We start from the raw sequence: 20,115 nt of genomic DNA, 5'->3' as shown, positions 1-20,115 counted from the left end.
CGGCGCTTTTTGAAAAATCCTTCATGATCCGCGCACTTTCACAAAAACCGGCTTTTCAGACAGTCTTCAAGAAAATACAGGCCATCTTCCTGTCATGGAGGATCGCCTGTATTTTTGCTGTCTGAAATTACCGGGCCATCCGGCCCGGACTATTTCCTACGAATGGAAGCCGTTTGCCGTATCGGTGGCGACCGCATTGTCCAGATCGTCCGTCGCCCCACTGACCCCAACCGCCCCGATGAGGTATTTGCCACTCATGACCGGACACGATCCGGGCACGGCCGTAATGCCGGGCAATGTCGCCAGAAATGCCTGGTTCTGGCTGATGCGCTGGGCCAGTACCTTGCCTGGTGAATGATACAGCGCGGCCGTGCGGGCTTTCTTTATGGCTGTCTCATCCGTGCCGGTCTGTGAATCATCCATGCGGGTGAAGGCAAGCAGCCTGCCCGATGCATCCACCACCGCGATGCTGACCTGCATGCCCTTCTGCCGCGCCTCCTCCTCGGCTGCATTCAGCAGGCTTTTCGCACCGGCGTTGCTTAGCTGCGGGCGGGTCAGCAACTTGGCATCATCGGCGCGTGCCGCGCCAAAGGCAGGAAAGCACGCCAGAACGGCCAGCGGCCCGATATGTCTGATTTTCATGGGAGATCCTGATGCAAGATTGTCTGGATACTGTTTTTTTACCTGGGAGAGGCCATTTCAGTGAAAATGCTTGGCCGTATCGACAACAAGCGCCTGTTCATTTTCGTTGGTGTCGCCGCTGGTGCCGATACTGCCGACGACCACATCACCCTGCTTGAAAACCGCGCCTCCGGCGGATGGCAGGATACCGGGGACAAAGCCGATGGGCAGGTTCTGCGTGCGTACGGCGTCAAAGAACTCGATCGTGTTGCGGGCGAACCGTGCCGCCGATTTCGCCTTTGCGATCGAAGCCTCCACACATCCGGCATAGGCGCCCTGCATGCGGATGAAGGCCACCAGGTTTCCATCCGTGTCCTCGACCGCTATGCAAAGCTTGAGGTGCCGGTTTTCCGCCAGGCCAACCGCATAATGCGCCATGTCCATTGCCGCATCGGTCGTGATGTTGAGCTGCGGCGCAGTAGAGGAAGATGACGGCTGCGCAAGTGCGGGGGTCGCGCACGACGCCAGCACCGCAAGGACTTTAAGCAGATGCTTCATTTCAAGGGTTACCTTATTCTCAATGTTATTATTGAACCCCTGACGACGCTTCATGTTCGGCCAGACCGATCCATATCGGGGAAATAAAGACGTCGTTCAGTTCAGATTATACGATAGAAGCCATGTCATATCGCATGGAACACTCTATTACAGTTTTTTGCGCGCAGACAAATAACAATTAATAACTCGCGCGCATGTGATAGACCACATCACCTGTTCCAATAAAAACACGCCGACCGGGAACAGAAAAGAAGTGGACAGGACAAGTATTGAAAGGCGTCCCCACCCGAATCAGATATCCCGGCGCACATGATCGGGGCTGGCGGATACACATAACGGCAGCAGGAACCCTGGCATCAGGCCACGGGCGACCAGCCAGCCGTCAATCGAGAACTTCCCCGCCCCCGCAACCGAAAAACTGGCAAAGGCCACGATCATCAGCATCGGGTATTCCCAGCCGCCCACGGGGGGATTGTTCCACGTGAACCCGTCGCCGAAATGCCGGCCGTAATGGTTGGCGATCAGGTAATACAGCGCCCCGCCCATCCCGGCCAGACGGGTCATGAAACCCATCCCCACGCCAATCGCGACCGACAGTTCGCACAATCCACCAATAATGACCGCCTGCCCGTCGGGCGGGAACCCGAATCCGACAAAGACCTGTTCCATGTGATGGAATGAACTGATTCCGGCAAAAAGTTTTTCGGCAAAATGCCCCACCATGTCGAAACCGAAATATATACGCAGTATTGCCGTCTGCCATTGCAGGTGTTCATTCCACCCGCCAGTACCGTATGCCTTCCAGTCATGGACCATGCAGTCCGCATACAGTAAAAGATAGATGATGAAGGTGGCGGTGGCGCACGCCATGCCCGGCACCGACCCATGAATGGCCGCCACCCGCCAGCTGATCACGAACGGCAGGAGCGATGTCAGGAAACCGACGACAAAATTCCGCGGCATCACCACAACCGTGACAACCAGCGCAAGACCGTCAAGCCCGATGGTGGACAGGCAGGCCAGGTCCGGTATGACCGGCACGACAAAGGACGAATAGACCATGGCCGCGGTCGTGCCGGCCAGCGCCAGCCACAGCAGCCAGTAGGGCACAAGGCGCGGACGCATTGCCGCGAAGGATGGAGGGAGCGTATTCGACTTCATGTACATCTTGTTTTTCTTCTTTGACGGGTGTCGAACCGTGCTTGAGTTCTTTTCGGGCCATGGGCGGGGTCATGTGCCCGCCCGGCCTGTCATGTGTATTGATGTCTCCGTTACTGCGTCATGCATGCTGAACGATCGAAACGGCGGACCGGGTTCGCAGGGACGGTCAATAAATGACCGGCTCGGGCACGGGGGGGCCGAAATCGGTCTGGAGGAAGTCGAAATCACATCCTTCATTCGCCTGCCGCATGTGGTGCGCGGCCATCCAGCCATATCCACGTCCGTAACGCGGCGCGGGCGGCTTCCACGCCGCGCGGCGGCGGGCCAGTTCCGCGTCGGATACCTCCATGTTGACTGAACGCGCCGCCACGTCCACCGCGATGATATCCCCCGTTTCCAGCAGCGCCAGCGGGCCACCGACATAGCTTTCGGGCGCAACATGCAGGATGCATGCGCCATAGCTGGTGCCACTCATCCGGGCATCGGACAGACGCAGCATGTCGCGGTAGCCTTCCTTGACCAGGCGCTTGGGCATGGGCAGCATGCCCCATTCCGGCATGCCCGGGCCACCCAGCGGGCCTGCATTGCGCAGCACAACGACATGATCGGGGGTTACGTCCAGCGTTTCGTCATCCAGCGCTTTCTTCATGGTGGGATAATCGTCAAACACCAGCGCCGGTCCCCGGTGCTTATGGAATTTCGGATCACAGCAGGCCGGTTTCATTACGCAGCCATCGGGGGCAAGATTGCCACGCAGGACCGTCAGCGCGCCACCCGCCTCCCCCGTGAACATCGGCCTGTCCAGCGGCCTTATGACATCATCATTCCAGACCCTTGCATCGCGGATGTTCTCGCCTACGCTGCGGCCGGTCACCGTCAGGCAGTCCAGGTCAAGGAAGCTGGAAATCCGGTTCATCAGCGCGGCGATGCCACCGGCATAGTAGAAATCCTCCATAAGGTAGGTCGTGCCCGTTGGCCGCACATTGGCGATCACCGGGACCTCGCGGCTGGCGCGGTCGAAATCGTCCAGCCCGATGTCAACGCCCGCGCGCCGCGCCATGGCGATCACGTGTATGATGGCATTGGTCGAACACCCCATGGCCATGGCCACCGCAATGGCGTTGCGAAAGGCGGCGCGGGTCTGAATTTTCGACGGCTTCAGGTCTTCCCACACCATATCGACAATGCGCCGGCCCGAACTCTTGGCCATGCGGATATGGTTGGAATCGACTGCCGGGATGGAACTTGCCCCGGGCAGGGACAGGCCGATCGCCTCGGCAATGGCGGTCATGGTGCTGGCCGTGCCCATGGTCATGCAGGTGCCAGCACTGCGGGCAATACCGGCCTCGACCCCCTGCCAGTCCGCGGGCGTAATCTTGCCCGCGCGCAGTTCATCCCAGTATTTCCATGAATCCGAACCCGAGCCCAGCGTCCTGCCCTGCCAGTTACCGCGTAGCATGGGGCCTGCGGGCACATAGATCGCGGGAATGTCCATGCTGGTCGCCCCAAGCAGCAGGCCGGGCGTGGTCTTGTCGCACCCGCCCATCAGCACCGCGCCATCAGCGGGGTAGGCGCGCAGCAGTTCTTCCGCCTCCATCGCCAGCATGTTGCGGTACAGCATGGTGGTGGGCTTCATGAAATTCTCGGACAGCGAGATTGCGGGAAGCTCCATGGGAAATCCGCCCGCTTCCAGCACGCCCCACTTCACATCCTCCACGCGCTGGCGGAAATGCATGTGGCATGGATTGATGTCGGACCAGGTGTTCAGGATGGCGATGACGGGCTTTCCCTCCCAGTCCTGCGGGTCATAGCCCATCTGCATCGCACGGGAACGATGGCCGAAGCTGCGCAGGTCGGCCGGGCCAAACCACCGCTCGCTGCGCAGCCTGCGCCTGCCCTGTCCCGCCGCGTTCCCGCCGTCTGGCTGCATCCCGGCGTCTTCCGTCATGCTTTTGTTCTCCCTGCGCCCCGTTCGGTCACAATGGCCTGATAACAAGGGTGTTTGCTGCTGCAGTTAGGGCAAGACAGGTCAGGCGTGTCCAGATTAGATACGGCATGGATTGAGACAGGATTGATATCAATGCTTCAGCTCACGCAGGTCCGGTGTTTTGTCACGGTGGCGGAGGAACTGCATTTCGGGCGTGCGGCCGTACGGCTGAACATGACCCAGCCACCGCTGAGCCGGCAGGTCCAGTTGCTGGAACACGCACTTGGCGTTGAATTGCTGGAACGCAACAGCCGCAGCGTCCGGCTGACGCCTGCGGGCGCGATCTTCCTGCCCGAAGCGCGCCGCCTGCTGCGCAGTGCACAGGATGCGGTCCTGCTGGCCCGCCGCGCCCGGCGCGGCGCGCTGGGACAGGTTGCGATCGGGTTCACGCCCTCCAGCAGCTATGACTTCCTGCCCCGGCTGATCCAGGGATTGCGGGCGACCTATCCCGATATCGAACTGACGCTGGAGGAAATGGTCACGCGCGACCAGATCGCGGCCCTTGCCTCCCACCGGATCGACCTTGCCTTCGTCCGCCCGCCATTCGAAGCAAAGGAAACCCGCGCCTGCAGGGTCCGGGCCGAACCCATGGTCGCCGCCCTGCCCCACGATCACCCGCTGGCCACGCGGGCCGCGCTGACACCGGCGGACATGGAGGGGCAGGACCTGATCATGTATTCGATCCTGGGCAGCGGTTATTTCCACGACCTGGTGCAGCGCCTGCTGGTCAGCGCGCATATCCGGCCCCGCCTGATCCATCACCTGACCCAGATCCATGCCCTGCTGTCCATGGTCAGGACCGGGGTGGGCATCGCCCTGATCCCGGAATCGGCGTCGCGGCTTGGTATCGACAATGTCATCTACCGCCCGCTGGGGTTTGGCGAAAACATCAGCGCCGAACTGTTCATGGTCCACCGCGCGCAGGATGTCAGCCCGGTGCTGGGCAATGTCATGGATACCGTATCGCGGATCAGCGAAGCGCGGACGCCGCCCCTGCCCTGACGGGGTGATGCCGCCGGCGCATCAATCCATGCGCAGTTTGTTTTGGACTTCCCGCCTTCTTCACGCGTTCCCTTGCGCACTGGACCCGATGCGGTCGCAAGGCAGACGGGCACGACCCCGGCCCACCGCACCGGTCCGCGTATCGAGGGAGAAAACAGGGTGACCATGACAAGAGGGCCAACCACAGGCCCCACCGCCACACATGCACCGATCGCCGCAGGCGCGTCCCGTGCAGCCCCACGCACCGCCATCCGTTACAGTGTCCTTGCGTTCCTGTTCATCATCACGGCAATCAACTATGGCGATCGCGCGACACTTGGCATCGCGGGGTCATCGATATCGCATGACCTCGGGCTGACACCAGTGGCCATGGGCTACATATTTTCCGCCTTCGGCTGGGCCTATGTCATGAACCAGGTGCCCGGCGGGTGGCTGCTGGACCGCTTTGGTTCCATCCGCGTCTATGGTGCAAGCCTGCTGGCGTGGTCGGTGTGTACGCTGCTGATTGCAGGCGTGGGCCATGTCCCGCACGCCATCGCGTTTCCCGTGCTGTTCGTGCTGTGGGCCGGGCTGGGACTGGTGGAAGCACCGACTTTTCCCGCCAACAGCCGTATCGTGTCCAGCTGGTTCCCGACGGCGGAGCGTGGGCTTGCCACCTCCATTTTCAATTCGGCGCAGTATGTCGCCGTCGCGTTCTTTGCGCCGCTCATGGGGTGGATTACCCAGCAGTTCGGCTGGGAATACATCTTTGCCGTCATGGGTGTCGCGGGCGTGGTACTGGCGGCCGCATGGCTCATGCGCATGCGGCCGCCCGCCAGCCATCCCGGCGTCAATGCCGCTGAACTGGCATTCATCCGCGCCGGGGGCGCGCTGGTTGACATTGATGACCGCGCCATGCGGGTGCGCAGGCCGCTGACATGGCGGCAGGTGCGCTTCATGCTGACGGACCGGACGCTGGTGGGCGTGTACGGGGGGCAGTACTGCATTACCGCCATCCTGTATTTCTTCCTGACGTGGTTCCCGCTTTACCTGCATCAGTCACGCGGGCTGTCCATGACGCAGACCGGGCTGGCGGCCAGCGTGCCCGCGCTGTGCGGGCTGGCCGGTGCAATTTCGGGGGGCGCGCTGTCCGACATGCTGCTGCGCCGGGGACAATCGGAAAACGTCGCGCGCAAGACGCCCTATGTCGTGGGCATGGCGATCGCGTCCACCATCTGCCTGTGCAATTTTGTCCAGTCCGCGTGGGTGATTGTCCTCATCATGTCCTTTGCGTTCTTTGGCAAGGGGGTCGCCGCCATTGGCTGGGCGGTGATTTCCGACATAGCACCGAAGGAAACGCCGGGCTTGGCGGCGGGCATTTTCAACGGGATCGGCAATATCGCCGGTATCGTGACCCCCATCGTGATCGGCTATATCGTTGCAATAACAAAATCCTATAACGGTGCGCTGCTGTTTGTGGCGGGCCACTGCGTCGTGGCGATCCTGCTGTACCTGTTCGTGGTCGGGAAGATCAGGCGTCTTTCCCTGCCGGTGTGAACCGGTTGCATCGCATCCCTGCACTTTATTGTGTAGAGACAAATTATACAAATAAAGACACAAGTAATAACAAACAATAAGCAAGAGAAAATCTTCATGACACACGTTACCGATGCCATGGGCCACGGCCTGTCCCGGCGTGCCGCCCTGTGTGGCCTGGCCGGTGGGCTGGCGCTGGCGGGATTTGAAGCCGCCCGCATGCCACAGGCCGTGGCGGCGTCCATTCATGCGACCGTTATCGCCTCCTCCCCGCGCTATCTGTGCAATGCGGTGGCCGCGACACGTGACGGGACACTGTTCCTTGGCGCGCCACGGTGGGATCTCATGGCGGATACGCCCAGCGTGTTCCGCGTGGCGTCCGACGGCGCGCTCCAGCCGTTTCCGGGTGGAAGCTGGAATACGTGGAAACCGGGCGCCGATGCGGCCAGTGCCTTCGTCATGGTCAACGGCCTGCATATCTTCAGCGACGACACGCTGTGGGTTGTCGATCAGGGCATCGACCCGACCAGGGGCGCATCCGTGCCGGGCGGGCAGAAGCTGGTGCAGCTTGATCCCCGTGACGGCAGGGTGCTGCAGGTCCTGCGCTGGGGTGACGACATCCTGCCGCCGGGTTCGGCCATGAATGACCTGCGCATTGCGGGCGACCTCATGTTCGTGACCGATTCAGGTCTGGGCGGCATCATCATCCATAACATGCGCAGCGGGGAAACCGTGCGCAGGCTGTCGGAATACAAGCTGCTGCGCGCAACGCCGGACAAGCCGCTGCGTGGACGCGACGGACATATTCTGCGCGACAGTACAGGCAAGCGCCCGCTGGTCCATTCGGACATGCTGGAAATCACGGCGGACCGGAAATGGTTCTATTTTTCCACCCCGTCCGGCCCGCTGCGCCGGATCCCGACCGATATCCTGCTTGATGCCAGCCTGACCGATGACCAGCGGGCGGGACGGATCGAGAAGGTCATCGACCTGCCGACGATCATGGGCACGGCAATCGACACGCTGGGCAACCTTTACTATGCCGATGCCGAACATGGACGGATTGTCGTCCTGACACCGGAAAAGAAACAGCTTACGTTATTTGAAGATCCACGCCTGGTTGACGGTGACGCCCTGTTCATCACGGCCGACCGGCACATGCTGGTGCCTGTTGCCCAGACGGAACGGCTGCCTTCGAACAATGCAGGCGTCAATGCCCTGAAACTGCCCTTCATCAGCCTTGGCTTCGCGCTGCCCGACACGCTGGACGGGCACAGGCTGGGTGGCGTGGTGAGCAGTTTGTGATCTGGTTTCCATGTAATTACTACACACCCGATACGTTTATACAGGACAGCGCCACCGGGAAAAAGTAACGCCAGTGAACAGGTTCCGCACGGACGGGCTTTTTCTGGTGTGCCTTAGCCTGCGCACCTGAAACACGGTCCCGCGGAAAAATGGCCCGTTGCACGCGCGTCCCATGCCCATGGCGGCAATGCCTGTCAGGAGAAAACAATGAAGCGGCGTGACGTAATAAAGGGGGGGCTGGTACTGATGGCGACCTCCACGCTGGCCTCCATTTACAAACCGGCCTATTCCAAAACCTATGTTGGCGGCACGGGTGCCTGGCGGGCCACGCCGCCCCCGCCGCTGTCGGTGGTTGATGGCAGCCGGCTGGTGTACCTGACACCGGATGAGGCAAAACTGGTGGGCGCCATATTCGATGTCCTGATCCCCGCTGATGAACTGGGGATGGGTGCGACCGAAGCAGGCTGCGTGACCTTCCTTGACCACCAGCTGGCCGGTCCCTACGGCACGGCGGCGAAGGATTACAAACTTGGCCCCGTTGTCGAGGGACTGCCCCAGCAGGGACCGCAAGGCATCATGACGCCTGCGGAAATCTACCGCAAGGGACTGGTTGAATTTGAACATGCCGTGCATGCGAAATTCGACAGATCATTTACTGAACTGTCCGAAGAACAGAAAATAACGTTTCTTCATAGTGTCGAAAGTGGCGCGATCGCATTCGAGACCCTGAAATCAGACCAGTTCTTCGTGCTGCTGTTGCAGAACGTGCGTGAAGGCTACCTGGCCGATCCCATGTACGGCGGCAACCGCGACATGGTGGGCTGGAAGCTGGTCGGGTTTCCCGGCGCGATTTATGACTACCGCGACTGGATCGTATCAAAACGGGGCAAGAAGATTGATGTCCACCCCGTAAGCCTGCTGGGTCGCGCCTGACCGCGCCCTGTCCGGCATGGCAATGCGCAGCACAATTATAATAAAAACCAAGGTGCACCTGAATGAATTACAAAAGGCCAAAGGCCGATGTGGTCATTGTCGGGCTGGGTTGGTCCGGTTCCACAATGGCGGAAGAACTGACCCGCGCGGGGCTGAAGGTGGTCGCGATCGAACGCGGGGCATGGCGCGATACCTCAACCAGCTTTCCAACCACACGCGATCCCGATGAACTCAGCGGGTCCGTGCGCAAGGACATCCTGCAGGCCCCGGTAACCGAGACCTATACCGTGCGCAACAAGGTGGGCCAGACCGCGCTGCCCATGCGCAAATACCACAATCTGACGCTGGGCAATAACGTAGGGGGGGCTGGCACGCACTGGGCGGGCGCAAGCTGGCGGTGGCTGCCGTTTGATCACCAGCCCTACAGCCATGTCATGCAGCGCTATGGCGCGGGACAACTGGTGGATGGCCTGATCCTGCAGGACTGGGGCGTGACCTATGACGACCTTGAACCCTTCTATGACCGGTTCGAGAAGATCGCGGGCACGTCGGGGACCGCGGGCGTCATCAACGGGCAACGCCAGCCCGGCGGCAACCCGTTTGAGGGGTCGCGCACCAGCCCCTACCCCACCCCCGCGCTGGAACGTTCGCGCGCCAACGTCCTGTTTGCGGAAGCGGCGACGCGGCTGGGGTATCATCCCTTTCCCGTGCCATCGGCCATGATTGGCGCGCCCTACAAGAATGCGCTGGGTCTGAACCTGGCGCCATGCACCTATTGCGGGTACTGCCAGCTGTACGGATGCGGCAACTGGTCCAAGTCCAGCCCAAACATCTGCATCCTGCCGGTACTGATGCAGCGCCCGAACTTCACGGTTGTCACGGAATGCGAGGTCATACGCATCAACACCACGCCGGACAGGAAGATGGCGACGGGCGTGACATTTGTGGATTCCGACGGCAATACTGGCGAACAGCCCGCCGATATTGTCATTACCGCGACCTTTACGCTGGACAATACACGCCTGCTGCTGCTTTCAGGCATCAGCACGCCGTATGATGTCGCATCGGGACAGGGTGTTGTCGGGCGGGCATTTACGTTCCAGACCCTGTCCTGGGGCTTCATGTTCTTTGAAAACGAGTACCTCAACCCGTTCATGAACACCGGCGCCCTTGCGACCCAGATCGACGATTTCAACGGTGACAATTTCGACCATACGGGTCTGGGCTTTATCGGGGGGGCGGGTATCCAGTCGCTCAGCAATCAGGGGCTGCCAATCGGCATGGCGGGGCTGCTGCCGCAGGGCAGCCCGCAATGGGGCAAGGGCTGGAAACAGGCCTTCCGGAAGGGTTACCAGAATTACGCGCAGATCCAGGGACAGGGCACCAGCTTCGCCCATCGCGAGCAGTTCCTTGACCTTGACCCGACCTACAAGGACCGTTTTGGCCAGCCGCTGCTGCGCATTACGTTTGACTATAACGAGAATGACCGGCGTTCGGGCCGGTTCATCCGCGACAAATGCGTTGAAATCGCGCGTGAGATGGGGGCAACGCAGGTCGGGGGGGATTCCTTCGCCGACCGTCCCTATTCCGGTTATACGCCGTGGGATTCATCGCATGTGCAGGGCGGTGTCGTCATGGGCGAGGATCCGCGCACCAGCGTGCAGAACCGCTTCCAGCAGAACTGGGATATCCCCAACCTGTTCGTGATCGGTGCGTCCTCCTTCCCCAATAATGCCGGCTACAACCCGACCGTCGCCGTGGGGGCCACGACCCTGTGGACCGCGAAAGCGATCAGGGACCTGTACCTCAAGAACCCCGGCCCGCTGGTAAGGCTATGATCATGGCAAGAAACCTGCTTCGCACCGCACTGCGCACCTGCATGCGTGGTGGACTGCTCCTGTCTGCTGTCACCTTCCTGGCCCACGGCGCGCAGGCACAGGACGGGGGCACGGACGCACAGGTCGAACGCGGCCGCTATCTGGCGATCGCGGGCGACTGCCTGGCCTGCCACACCGCACCCGGCGGCAGGCCATTCGCGGGGGGGCTGGACCTGAAAACCCCCTTTGGCATCATCACCTCCAGCAACATTACATCGGACCGGGACACAGGGATCGGGTCATGGACGCAGCCACAGTTCGAACGAGCGGTGCGGCATGGCAAAAGCCCGGACCGGTACCTCTATCCCGCCATGCCCTATACCGCATACGTCAAGATCACGGATACGGACATTGCGGATCTGTGGGCCTATATCCGTACGATCCCGGCGGTCAATAACCGGGTTGTCACGAACAAGCTGCCGTTTCCATACAATATCCGCACACTCATGATCGGGTGGAACATGCTGTTTTTCGACCGGTCCGCCTTTGCCCCCGATCCGTCCCGCAGCGCGCAGGTCAATCGTGGGGCCTATCTGGTCGAGGGGCTGGAGCATTGCGGCACCTGCCATACCACCAAGAACGCCTTTGGCGGCGATACACGCGCCACCTATCAGGGTACGTCGCTGCAGGGATGGTATGCCCCGGACCTGAGCAACAATACCCATACGGGGCTGGGGGGATGGAGTGCTGATGATATCGTGACCTACCTGCGCGCTGGCACCAACCGCCATACGGCGTCGTCCGGACCGATGACGGAAACGATCGAAAATTCCACCCAGCACCTGACGGAAGCGGACCTGCAGGCCATTGCCGCCTATTTCAAGTCCCTGCCGCAGCGCACGGTGACCGTGCCCGCCCCCCTGCCCGCCAGCAACCGGCAGATGATGGCGGGGGCACGGGAATTCACCGTGCAGTGCAGCGCCTGCCATGTCAGTAACGGCGCGGGCATTGCGAACATGATCCCCACGCTGCAGCACAATCCTGCAGTCAACGCGCCCAACCCGGACAGCCTGATCAACATCGTGCTGCGGGGTACCGATGGCCCTGTCACGACCGCGAACCCGACCGGGGCCGCCATGCCGTCCTTTGGCTGGAAACTGCATGATGACCAGATTGCCAACATCCTGACCTATATCCGCAACAGCATGGGCAACGCGGCCCCCGCGGTTCTGGCCAGCGATGTCGGACGGGCGCGCAAGGCCATCGATGCCCAGCAGGTGGTCTGGCATTGACCACCGTTTCCACCCTTTCAGTTGCCTGAAAGGGTGGATGCATTTTATACTTGGACACTGTTTGAAAATAACGCGTTCATAAAAGTTCCGGACGCTGCATTTTTTAGAAAAAGCATGATTTTTCAAAGATTTTTGAAGAAATCTTTACCAAAAACTTCTTTATGATCCATGGATATTTCCTGACCTTTCAGGCGGGCTTTCATGAAGTGTTTCCCTGTTCCCTATTCACAATGCCGGAACAGGTTTTTCATTCGCCATGACCCGCCTTCCGGCAGCCTGAAATCACGGGACCGGAGGCATACGATCAATGCACAGATACCCGTTATCATCATGTAGTCAGTGCGGGGTGCGATCAGGTTGGCTCACGCCCACCGGATATGCGCACCCCGCGGCAGGGAATACGGGCGATCAGTATGCCCCGCCCTGCGCCACCATCACGCTGTCACGACTGACCAGCCTGCGAAACTGCGCGACACTGGCCCCGGCGGCGGCGGCCAGCAGCCGGGAATCGCCCGATACGGTGGTCATGTTGAACCCCCAGCCTATGGCGCGGGCGGCATATTCCGGCGTACCGCAATGCAGGGCGGCGCGAATGCCGCTGTCCTGGCAGGCGGTCAGGATTTTATGCAGGTTTTCGATCATTTCCGGCTCCTCGCGGTCAAACCCCGGGGGCAGGCGCCCGCCCGCCAGGCTGAGCGTAAGGTCCGCAGGACCGATATAAATGCCGTCAAGGCCCGGGGTCGCGGCAATTTCCGCAAGGTTGTCCAGTCCCTGTCGTGTCTCGATCATGGCGAAGGCCAGGATTTCGTCATTCGCCGCCCCGGCATAATTGCTGCCCGCAGCAAACGAAACCCGTGTGGGGCCAAAGCTGCGCTGCCCATGCGGGGGATAGCGCATATAGCTTACGAATTCGGCCGCCTGTGCCGCCGTATTCACCATGGGGCAGATCACGCCATAGGCCCCGGCGTCGAGCATTTTCATGATGACACCCGGTTCCATCCATGGCACGCGGACCATGGGCACGACGCCGGATGCACGCATGGCCTGCATCATGGGCAGCGCGCTGGAATAATCCAGCGCCCCATGCTGCGCATCGATGGTGACGGAATCATAACCCTGTGCAGCCATGATTTCGGCCGTGAAGGGATTACCGATGGAACACCAGCCATTGAGCGTGGGTTTCCCCTCGGCCCAGAGCTGCTTGAGTCGATTGGGGATCATGTCAGAACACCATCCGTGCCAGTTTTACATCCAGATAACCCGCGATGCCCCCGCTTCCCCCTTCCGGCCCGTGCCGGGAAAGCAGGCGTCGCCGACACGCGCGCCCACTGCCATGATACCATTCACCATCAATGGACAATCCGAAATTCGTGTACATATTCGGTCCCTGTTATTGTTTTTGACACGATGCGTGGCGATTGACCTGATCGCCATTACAGTAAAGGCGGACAGGCGTTTCGCGTTCCCCATTACAGTAAAACCGTACGGTTTCCTGCCTGCCCTGCCCCGGACATGGATCCGTCCATTGCTACGACAGGCATATTTCCCTGAACCGGTCAGGATGGCCCTGTGCCGTCCTGTCGTTCTCCTGGCTGGAAAGATCATGACCCGGTAGCGCAGCGGACCGGGCATGCGTTGCGACGTTCGCGACCCGCGCGCCATCAGTTCATCCAGACCTGTGCAATGTCCATGTAAACACCAGTCCGGGCCACGAAATCCTTTTTATATCTGCAGGTAATGTTGTGCATTTATTATATTATCAACTTATGTTGCGTATGGAATCGCTGGTCCCGCCATTCCCGGAAACCGCAGGTCGCCATTGTCCAGCCGGGGACGTCTTTCAGCGCTGACGCGGTTCTTTTCGTGGGACCGTGGGCGAAATGAATACATCACGGCACGGCAGGCATTGTCATGGAAAATGCCCGTGGCGCGCGGGTGTCAGGCCAGACTGGCCGCCTTTCCTTCCATCTGCCGGAGACCACCCATTCGCAATGACCGTTTGAACGAAAACGCCAGTTCTGGCATCCCGATGCGGATATGCTGTGCGCCGGCCTGTAAACGACGTAGGGCGCGGACATATCCTGACTGATCGACCGTAGTTGAGGACGGAAGCATGCCTGTACCACCAAGACCGCCCCATACAGGGGGACGCCCGACACCAGAAGGATCGGCGCAGCTTGACCGGCATGTGCTTGAAGTCGCAACCACGCTGTTTGTAAAACAGGGCTATGCCGCGACATCCCTTGAACAGATTGCCCGTGTCGCGGAATGCAGCAAGGCCAGCCTGTACCGGCGCTATTCCTCCAAGGCGGCCCTGTTCAAGGCGGTGGTGGCCGCACGTGGCAGGCATCTGCTGGAGGAAGCCCGCGCGGTCGAGGCTTCTTCAAGGAATCCGTTGCTGGCGACGAAGGAAATCGCCCAGTTCTTCCTGGACTTCATGCTTCGTCCCGAAACGGTGGAAGCCTACCGGATCGTCATTGCGGACGGGCACCGCATCCCTTCCGTGGTTGACGACATGATGGCGACAAGCGTGGAACCCTTTGTCGCAACAATCGGCCGTCTGCTGAAGGCCGCCGCCGATGCGGGACACATTGAATCCACCGACCATGAAGAAACCACGCGCGTCCTGATGGGCCTTGTCCTTGGCTGGCCCTTGCAAAATACCCTGCTGGGCCAGAACAAGCTGCTTGACCCGCAGGCGCGCCACCGCTTTTTCGAACGGGCATGGCAGATCTTCCTATCAGGCATCAGGCGCGCCGCCCCCTGATACCGCCCCTGCCACGGATCATGAAAGACCGCCCGGCCCCGGCTGTTTTTCCCTGATTGAGCCCCGGTCACGCCGGCCGTTTTTTATGGGGCGTTGCCATGTGATATTGCGATACGGAACGGTATCGTATATATAATTCAGAATAGCCGGTCCCTCTTTACCCTTCGCATGGTCGGGAAATGGGCCGGTTCCGGATTTCGGTCGATACGGCGATTCATGATGGATACATCATGAATTATTACGATAGAGAAACAGATAATCATAATGTTCAGTAGCTTTAAACTGACCAGTGCGGAGCGGGAGGCGCTGAATGCGATCTCGACCAGAATACACCGGCCCGCCAAGCGCCGCATCTATGCACAGGGGGATGCGGGAAATTACATCTATCGCATCCGTTCGGGCGCCGTACGCCTGGAACACCACCTGAAGGACGGGCGCAACCAGATTTTCGCCTTCCTATGGCCCGATGACATGTTTGGCAACCTGGAAGGCGGGGCGTACCACACATCCGCGATTACCCTTGTGGATACATACCTGTTCCAGATTTCCTATTCCGCGCTGAAGGATCTGGTGCAGATCCATCCCCGCATCCAGACACTGTTTTTACGACAGGCGCTGGATTATGCGAAAATGGCGGAGCGTCACCTGCTGCTGGCGACCTATCCCCTTGTGGTCAAGAGGCTGGCCGGTTTCCTGCTGGAATGCAGCAGGCAGGCGGATTTTTTCGACCGTGGGTCAAATATCCTGACACTGGCCATGGACCGCAAGGATATCGCCGACTACCTGGGTTTCGCCATCGAGACCACCAGCCGGACACTCAAGGAACTTGAGGATATGGGCCTGATACAGCGCCTGTCCGCCCAGCGTATAAAGATAGACCGCGACCGGATCGGGGCGATCATCTGACCAGCAGGCCGCGCAGGCTTCCCTTGTCTGGCAGCGGTCATGTGCATACTGTCGGGTTACTGGCGCAATGGTGGCAGATGGAGGCAACATGATGGAACGGCGTTCCTTCAATTCCATACTGACGGGACTGGGGCTTTCACTGGGCGGCGGGCGTATCCGGGCCGCCGCTGCCGCGACACCGGTCCGGATCGAAAGTTTCATCCTGCGCGCCAATGACTGGGTGCCCAATAACCCGAAGCTGCCGGTCATCGTGTACCGCAATGCCCTGCCCATAAGCGGGGACGACCCGGCGGCGATTTTCGAAAGCCTGTTCCAGCGCAACGGCTGGCCGCCGCAATGGCGCAACGGGGTCTATCCCTTTCATCATTATCATACCATGGGGCATGAGGTCCTGGGCTTTTATGGCGGGCATGCACGGCTGATGCTGGGTGGCGCGGGGGCACGGGACGTGGAAGTCCGGGCAGGCGACATCGCCCTGCTACCCGCGGGCACGGGTCATATGAATATGGACTCCAGCCCTGATTTCGCGGTGGTGGGGGCATATCCGCCGGGGCAGGATTTCGACATCGTGCGCCAGGCTCCCAACGGGCCACAGCGTGCCCGGCTGGCGTCCCTGCCCTTTCCCGCGTCCGACCCGGTCATGGGGACACGTGGCCCCACGACGCGGGAATGGCGTTACTGACGGGGCAGCCTGCCCCGGATGGATCAGGTTATTTCATGGGCACCTGAACGGTCGTGGCCCCGGCGGGATCGTGCATGTGCCGACGCCGCTCCCGCCACTCTTCCATGGCGAGATGCTCGAAATGGATACGCTGGCGGATCCAGTTCAGCATGCCCGACAGGGTCACGACGATAATGCCGACAATCGTCCAGTTATCCAGCGGCTGGTGAAACAGGAAGTAGCTGAACGCCACCGCCCACAGCATCTGGCTGTACTGCGGCAGGGCCACCCGGTTGGCGGGTGCGCGGGCTGTCGCCATCATCATCAACAACTGGCCCAGTGCTGCCAGAAACCCGTAACCGAACAGGAACATCCACGTCTTCAGCCCATGCGGCCAGTGCGCGTGCCCCAGCATGAGCAGCCCATCACCCACCAGCGGGCCAAACAGGCTGGAACCGAACAGTGATAGCCGTGGCGTATTATTGCCCGCCAGCCGATAGGCAATGACGCCGACGGCATTGGCCACCGCCGCGATCACCGCGCACAGATGCCCCAGGTGCAGCGCCCGCACGCCGGGCCGCAGCACGATCAGCACCCCCACGAACCCCAGGATAACCGACAGCCATGCCCAGCCCGAGACTTTTTCACGCAGCAGCGTGACCGACAGGACCGTCACGAAAAACGGCATGAGGAACATGAGCGAAAGCGCCTCGGGCATGGGCAGCAGCATGAAGGCTTCGACGCTGGCAGCGGTGGAGGCAAAGATGGCGATCGCCCGCACCACCCACATGCCCGGACGCTGGGGGGAAAAGATATCGCGCAGGGATTCATTGGGCCTGCGGATGAACGGGATGATCAGGAAACCGAACACGCCGCCCGAAAATGCGACCTCGAACGGATCAAGCTGACCGGCCAGCAGTTTCGAATACGCGTCACTGACCGAAAAGGAGGAATATGCCGCAAAGGCCAGCATCATCCCCGAAGTAAAGAAAGACATGTTCATCTGCGTTGCCCGTAGCCGAAGGAGCCTGCACTATGGATGCAAAAGAAGGCCAGGGCCAACATTGGATTGAGACGACCTGATATGCCCGCGCGCCACCTGTGTCAGAAATCATGATGCAATATCATGCCCTTTTTCAGAACAGCGGACACATACCGTGTTCCACGGGAAAGCCCCCGGCCAGCCAATGCCTGCAATTCATCAACCGGTCAATCCGGGATGGGCCGCCCCTGTAGCGGCGCGGGCCACCGGGTCGTCCACGCGGCTCAGGCTGCGGACATCCTGACGGTAGCGCCGTGGCGTGGTATGGCATATCTCCAGAAACTGCCGGTTGAAATTGGACAGGTTGGCAAAGCCCGCGGCACTGCTGATTTCGGCAATCGACGCATCGGTTTCCGCCAGCATGCGGCGGGCGCGGCTGACCCGTAGCCTGCGCATGAAGGACACAAAGGTCGTACCCGTCGCCCGACGGAACAGGCGTGAAAACGCAGGTCCGCTCAACCCGGCCTGACGGGCCATGTCTGCCTGTCGGATATCATGCGGGCCGACTGACAGCAGGTGCCGGATCACCCGGTCCATGCGTTCAAGATCCCGGTCCGCGACCCTTGCCTGCCCTTCCCCGCCAAACGGGGTGATGCCCGTCAGAAGCTGGCGCGGGCAGGCCGCAAGCCCCGCCAGCAGCCCGATCAGGGCCGCAAGGCGCGCGGCGTCGCTCATGCCGCCCATCGCCGCCAGCCGGGCGCCCAGCACAGGCACCTCCGGCCCGGTAAACACGACCCCATACCGCGCATCCGCCAGCAGGGCGGACACTGTTTCCAGTTCCGGGCACAATGCAACCAGCTGTCGCAGCCAGTCATCATGGGCCTGCAATACGATATCACGCCCTTCGATCCGCCCGCCCGCCGGCAGGTCACTGAACCATCCATGCGGCAGATCCGGTCCCACCAGCACCAGATGGCCGGGGGCGAACGTGCCCAGAAAATCCCCCACCATGAAATGGCCCGTCCCGGTCGTGATCAGGTGCAGTTCATATTCAGGGTGATAGTTCCATCGCGCGCAGGCCGCAGGGTAGTCATGGCGGTGCCAGACAAAGCTCTGCCGGGGGCCGGGCTGTATGACCTCGAATACCGGGGGGTGTACCGCGCGGCCTTCCCCCACACGGGCCGGCATCATTCCGCCAGCGTAGGAGACGGAGCCACATGGTTGGCATCCAGCCCGTCACGCACCGCCTGCGCCTTGGCGCTGGAGGCGACATCCATGGCATGGACGCCACGGGGCTGCACCAGCCGGATGAATCCCGTCAGCACCGCGCCAAGGAAATACAGCGCCGCAAACGCCACCACCACGCCCTGCGTGCCATATCCCGACACCAGCACCGTCGCCAGTGCCGGCCCCGCAAAATTGGCCAGGCCGCCGCCAAGGTTCTGTACCGATACCGCCGCCCCCTTGTGGTCGGGCGCCAGCATGGGAAAGATCGCCCCCATGGGCACGAAGGACGTGATCGTCAGCGCAAACAGCAGGGCCGCGAAGATGGCCACCACCATGTTGCCCGGGACCGCGTGCGGCAGGTAGTAGAACGCCAGCGTGGCAATGCCGCAGCCCACGAAACCGGCCCAGCGCATCTGCCGCAGCCAGCCGATCCGGTCCCCGACGATACCCCACATGACATTGGTAAAGGGCTGCACCACAAAGAATATGCCGTATATGCGCAGCCATTGCGGCATGGTGAACCCGCCTTCGGCCGAAGTATAGAACAGTGGCATCACCACCGGGAAACCGAACAGCGACAGGTTGCATATGATCCGCGTGACCAGTGCCAGCGCGATATCGCGGTTATGGACGATCAGTGTCAGGCCCCGGCTGATTTCGGTCATCTGGTGGCGCAGGCTGCGCCCTGCGTCACTGTCGATCGCGGCGGGCGCGTCATCGCGTATGGCGAAAAACGCCAGCAGGCCACCACACGCAACCCATGCCAGCGACATCCACAACGTTGGCAGGAAACCAATGGCGGGAATGGTGAAGCTGGGCAGGAAGGATGCGATAATGCCATAGCCGATCGTGAACATGGACCACACCCAGCCAATGGCGGACGCCAGCCGGTGGTCAGGCGTACGCTGCACGATCCAGAAGAAAAAAGCGTAGAAAAACAGTGGATAGGCAAACCCGCGCAGCCCGTAGAACACCAGCATGAGCACAAAGTCATGACGCATGACCCCACCGGACAGAAACGCGACATGGCACGCGATCCACCACAGCGTCCCGATGGCCATGATCCGCCGGGGGCCATATACCTCCGCCAGCACGCCGGACAGCCAGCTTGCCACTGCCGCCGTCGCCCCGTACACGGTAAACAGCAGGCCCGCCTGCCGGGCGGAAAATCCTATGCCCGTCACGTATTTGGACAGGAACGCGACCTCGATCCCGTCGCCGGTCATATACAGCGCGACCGCGATATAACCCCAGAACAGCACCACCGGCATGCCCCATATGATCGGGGATGCGGGGGGAATGGATGCGCCGCCATGACTGGCGGCATTGTTCGTGGCATTCATTTTTTCATGCCTTTTGTTTTTATTGGGCAGGCAACCCG

The 20,115-nt window shown here is 60.9% G+C and carries 17 protein-coding genes; 9 read left to right on the top strand and 8 right to left on the bottom strand.

Annotated elements, in window-relative coordinates:
- Positions 1–156 precede the first annotated feature (156 nt).
- The 4 genes from S101446_RS02700 to araD form a co-directional block, all read right to left on the bottom strand.
- Positions 157–642 carry a GlcG/HbpS family heme-binding protein gene (locus S101446_RS02700; protein WP_087607527.1) on the bottom strand — a complete coding sequence of 162 codons (486 nt, stop codon included), beginning with the start codon at positions 640–642 and terminating at the stop codon, positions 157–159.
- A gap of 57 nt (positions 643–699) precedes the next feature.
- A complete protein-coding gene (locus tag S101446_RS02695; protein ID WP_232272556.1) occupies positions 700–1,179 on the bottom strand; it encodes a GlcG/HbpS family heme-binding protein in 480 nt (159 codons plus the stop codon).
- 291 nt (positions 1,180–1,470) lie between these two features.
- Positions 1,471–2,340: a DoxX family protein gene (locus tag S101446_RS02690; protein WP_244184415.1), complete on the bottom strand. Its 870-nt coding sequence runs from the start codon at positions 2,338–2,340 to the stop codon at positions 1,471–1,473.
- A gap of 166 nt (positions 2,341–2,506) precedes the next feature.
- A complete protein-coding gene (gene araD / locus S101446_RS02685) occupies positions 2,507–4,270 on the bottom strand; it encodes an L-arabinonate dehydratase (RefSeq protein ID WP_167376454.1) in 1,764 nt (587 codons plus the stop codon).
- Between the two features lie 150 nt (positions 4,271–4,420).
- Here araD and S101446_RS02680 point away from each other — a divergent pair, with 150 nt between their 5' ends.
- The 6 genes from S101446_RS02680 (at position 4,421) to S101446_RS02655 (ending at position 12,191) form a co-directional block, all read left to right on the top strand.
- A complete protein-coding gene (locus tag S101446_RS02680; protein WP_087607524.1) occupies positions 4,421–5,329 on the top strand; it encodes a LysR family transcriptional regulator in 909 nt (302 codons plus the stop codon).
- Positions 5,330–5,494: 165 nt separating this feature from the next.
- Positions 5,495–6,865: an MFS transporter gene (locus S101446_RS02675; protein WP_019085436.1), complete on the top strand. Its 1,371-nt coding sequence runs from the start codon at positions 5,495–5,497 to the stop codon at positions 6,863–6,865.
- 96 nt (positions 6,866–6,961) lie between these two features.
- Positions 6,962–8,149 carry an SMP-30/gluconolactonase/LRE family protein gene (locus S101446_RS02670; protein WP_244184413.1) on the top strand — a complete coding sequence of 396 codons (1,188 nt, stop codon included), beginning with the start codon at positions 6,962–6,964 and terminating at the stop codon, positions 8,147–8,149.
- Positions 8,150–8,356: 207 nt separating this feature from the next.
- Positions 8,357–9,082, top strand: coding sequence for a gluconate 2-dehydrogenase subunit 3 family protein (locus S101446_RS02665; RefSeq protein ID WP_087607522.1), 726 nt, complete (start codon positions 8,357–8,359; stop codon positions 9,080–9,082).
- 62 nt (positions 9,083–9,144) lie between these two features.
- A complete protein-coding gene (locus S101446_RS02660) occupies positions 9,145–10,920 on the top strand; it encodes a GMC family oxidoreductase (RefSeq protein WP_019085439.1) in 1,776 nt (591 codons plus the stop codon).
- A gap of 2 nt (positions 10,921–10,922) precedes the next feature.
- Entirely contained in the window at positions 10,923–12,191 is a 1,269-nt protein-coding gene (locus S101446_RS02655) for a c-type cytochrome (RefSeq protein ID WP_244184410.1), read from the top strand.
- A gap of 408 nt (positions 12,192–12,599) precedes the next feature.
- Here S101446_RS02655 and S101446_RS02650 read toward each other — a convergent pair whose 3' ends face one another.
- Positions 12,600–13,412 (bottom strand): HpcH/HpaI aldolase family protein, encoded by an 813-nt coding sequence (locus S101446_RS02650; protein WP_087607520.1) that lies wholly within the window; start codon positions 13,410–13,412, stop codon positions 12,600–12,602.
- Between the two features lie 892 nt (positions 13,413–14,304).
- Here S101446_RS02650 and S101446_RS02645 point away from each other — a divergent pair.
- From S101446_RS02645 to S101446_RS02635, 3 genes are all read left to right on the top strand, one after another.
- Positions 14,305–14,958 (top strand): TetR/AcrR family transcriptional regulator, encoded by a 654-nt coding sequence (locus tag S101446_RS02645; RefSeq protein ID WP_220464760.1) that lies wholly within the window; start codon positions 14,305–14,307, stop codon positions 14,956–14,958.
- A 264-nt stretch (positions 14,959–15,222) separates the two neighbouring features.
- The gene (locus tag S101446_RS02640) at positions 15,223–15,864 is read left to right on the top strand and encodes a Crp/Fnr family transcriptional regulator (RefSeq protein WP_087607519.1); all 642 of its coding nucleotides are present in this window, start codon (positions 15,223–15,225) and stop codon (positions 15,862–15,864) included.
- 91 nt (positions 15,865–15,955) lie between these two features.
- The gene (locus S101446_RS02635; RefSeq protein ID WP_167376453.1) at positions 15,956–16,546 is read left to right on the top strand and encodes a cupin; all 591 of its coding nucleotides are present in this window, start codon (positions 15,956–15,958) and stop codon (positions 16,544–16,546) included.
- A 28-nt stretch (positions 16,547–16,574) separates the two neighbouring features.
- On the opposite strand, the gene S101446_RS02630 is transcribed toward S101446_RS02635, so the two are convergent.
- From S101446_RS02630 to S101446_RS02620, 3 genes are all read right to left on the bottom strand, one after another.
- Positions 16,575–17,528, bottom strand: a complete 954-nt coding sequence (locus tag S101446_RS02630) for a DMT family transporter (protein ID WP_048849899.1) — start codon at positions 17,526–17,528, stop codon at positions 16,575–16,577.
- Positions 17,529–17,726: 198 nt separating this feature from the next.
- Positions 17,727–18,698, bottom strand: a complete 972-nt coding sequence (locus S101446_RS02625; protein ID WP_087607517.1) for an AraC family transcriptional regulator — start codon at positions 18,696–18,698, stop codon at positions 17,727–17,729.
- The gene (locus S101446_RS02620) at positions 18,695–20,077 is read right to left on the bottom strand and encodes an MFS transporter (RefSeq protein ID WP_087607516.1); all 1,383 of its coding nucleotides are present in this window, start codon (positions 20,075–20,077) and stop codon (positions 18,695–18,697) included. Before S101446_RS02620 ends, S101446_RS02625 begins: the two co-directional genes overlap by 4 nt.
- Positions 20,078–20,115 lie beyond the last annotated feature (38 nt).

It is taken from the genome of Komagataeibacter europaeus (assembly GCF_002173515.1).
In the GTDB taxonomy this organism is placed as follows: domain Bacteria; phylum Pseudomonadota; class Alphaproteobacteria; order Acetobacterales; family Acetobacteraceae; genus Komagataeibacter; species Komagataeibacter europaeus.
Note: the sequence above shows the minus strand (reverse complement) of the source record. Positions and strands in the feature narration are given on the sequence as shown.

Coding starts and splice junctions, on each gene's coding strand:
- S101446_RS02700 (WP_087607527.1), bottom strand. CDS start 642: ATGAAAATCAGACATATCGGGCCGCTGGCCGTTCTGGCGTGCTTTCCT.
- S101446_RS02695 (WP_232272556.1), bottom strand. CDS start 1,179: ATGAAGCATCTGCTTAAAGTCCTTGCGGTGCTGGCGTCGTGCGCGACC.
- S101446_RS02690 (WP_244184415.1), bottom strand. CDS start 2,340: ATGAAGTCGAATACGCTCCCTCCATCCTTCGCGGCAATGCGTCCGCGC.
- araD (WP_167376454.1), bottom strand. CDS start 4,270: ATGCAGCCAGACGGCGGGAACGCGGCGGGACAGGGCAGGCGCAGGCTG.
- S101446_RS02680 (WP_087607524.1), top strand. CDS start 4,421: ATGCTTCAGCTCACGCAGGTCCGGTGTTTTGTCACGGTGGCGGAGGAA.
- S101446_RS02675 (WP_019085436.1), top strand. CDS start 5,495: ATGACAAGAGGGCCAACCACAGGCCCCACCGCCACACATGCACCGATC.
- S101446_RS02670 (WP_244184413.1), top strand. CDS start 6,962: ATGACACACGTTACCGATGCCATGGGCCACGGCCTGTCCCGGCGTGCC.
- S101446_RS02665 (WP_087607522.1), top strand. CDS start 8,357: ATGAAGCGGCGTGACGTAATAAAGGGGGGGCTGGTACTGATGGCGACC.
- S101446_RS02660 (WP_019085439.1), top strand. CDS start 9,145: ATGAATTACAAAAGGCCAAAGGCCGATGTGGTCATTGTCGGGCTGGGT.
- S101446_RS02655 (WP_244184410.1), top strand. CDS start 10,923: ATGGCAAGAAACCTGCTTCGCACCGCACTGCGCACCTGCATGCGTGGT.
- S101446_RS02650 (WP_087607520.1), bottom strand. CDS start 13,412: ATGATCCCCAATCGACTCAAGCAGCTCTGGGCCGAGGGGAAACCCACG.
- S101446_RS02645 (WP_220464760.1), top strand. CDS start 14,305: ATGCCTGTACCACCAAGACCGCCCCATACAGGGGGACGCCCGACACCA.
- S101446_RS02640 (WP_087607519.1), top strand. CDS start 15,223: ATGTTCAGTAGCTTTAAACTGACCAGTGCGGAGCGGGAGGCGCTGAAT.
- S101446_RS02635 (WP_167376453.1), top strand. CDS start 15,956: ATGGAACGGCGTTCCTTCAATTCCATACTGACGGGACTGGGGCTTTCA.
- S101446_RS02630 (WP_048849899.1), bottom strand. CDS start 17,528: ATGAACATGTCTTTCTTTACTTCGGGGATGATGCTGGCCTTTGCGGCA.
- S101446_RS02625 (WP_087607517.1), bottom strand. CDS start 18,698: ATGATGCCGGCCCGTGTGGGGGAAGGCCGCGCGGTACACCCCCCGGTA.
- S101446_RS02620 (WP_087607516.1), bottom strand. CDS start 20,077: ATGAATGCCACGAACAATGCCGCCAGTCATGGCGGCGCATCCATTCCC.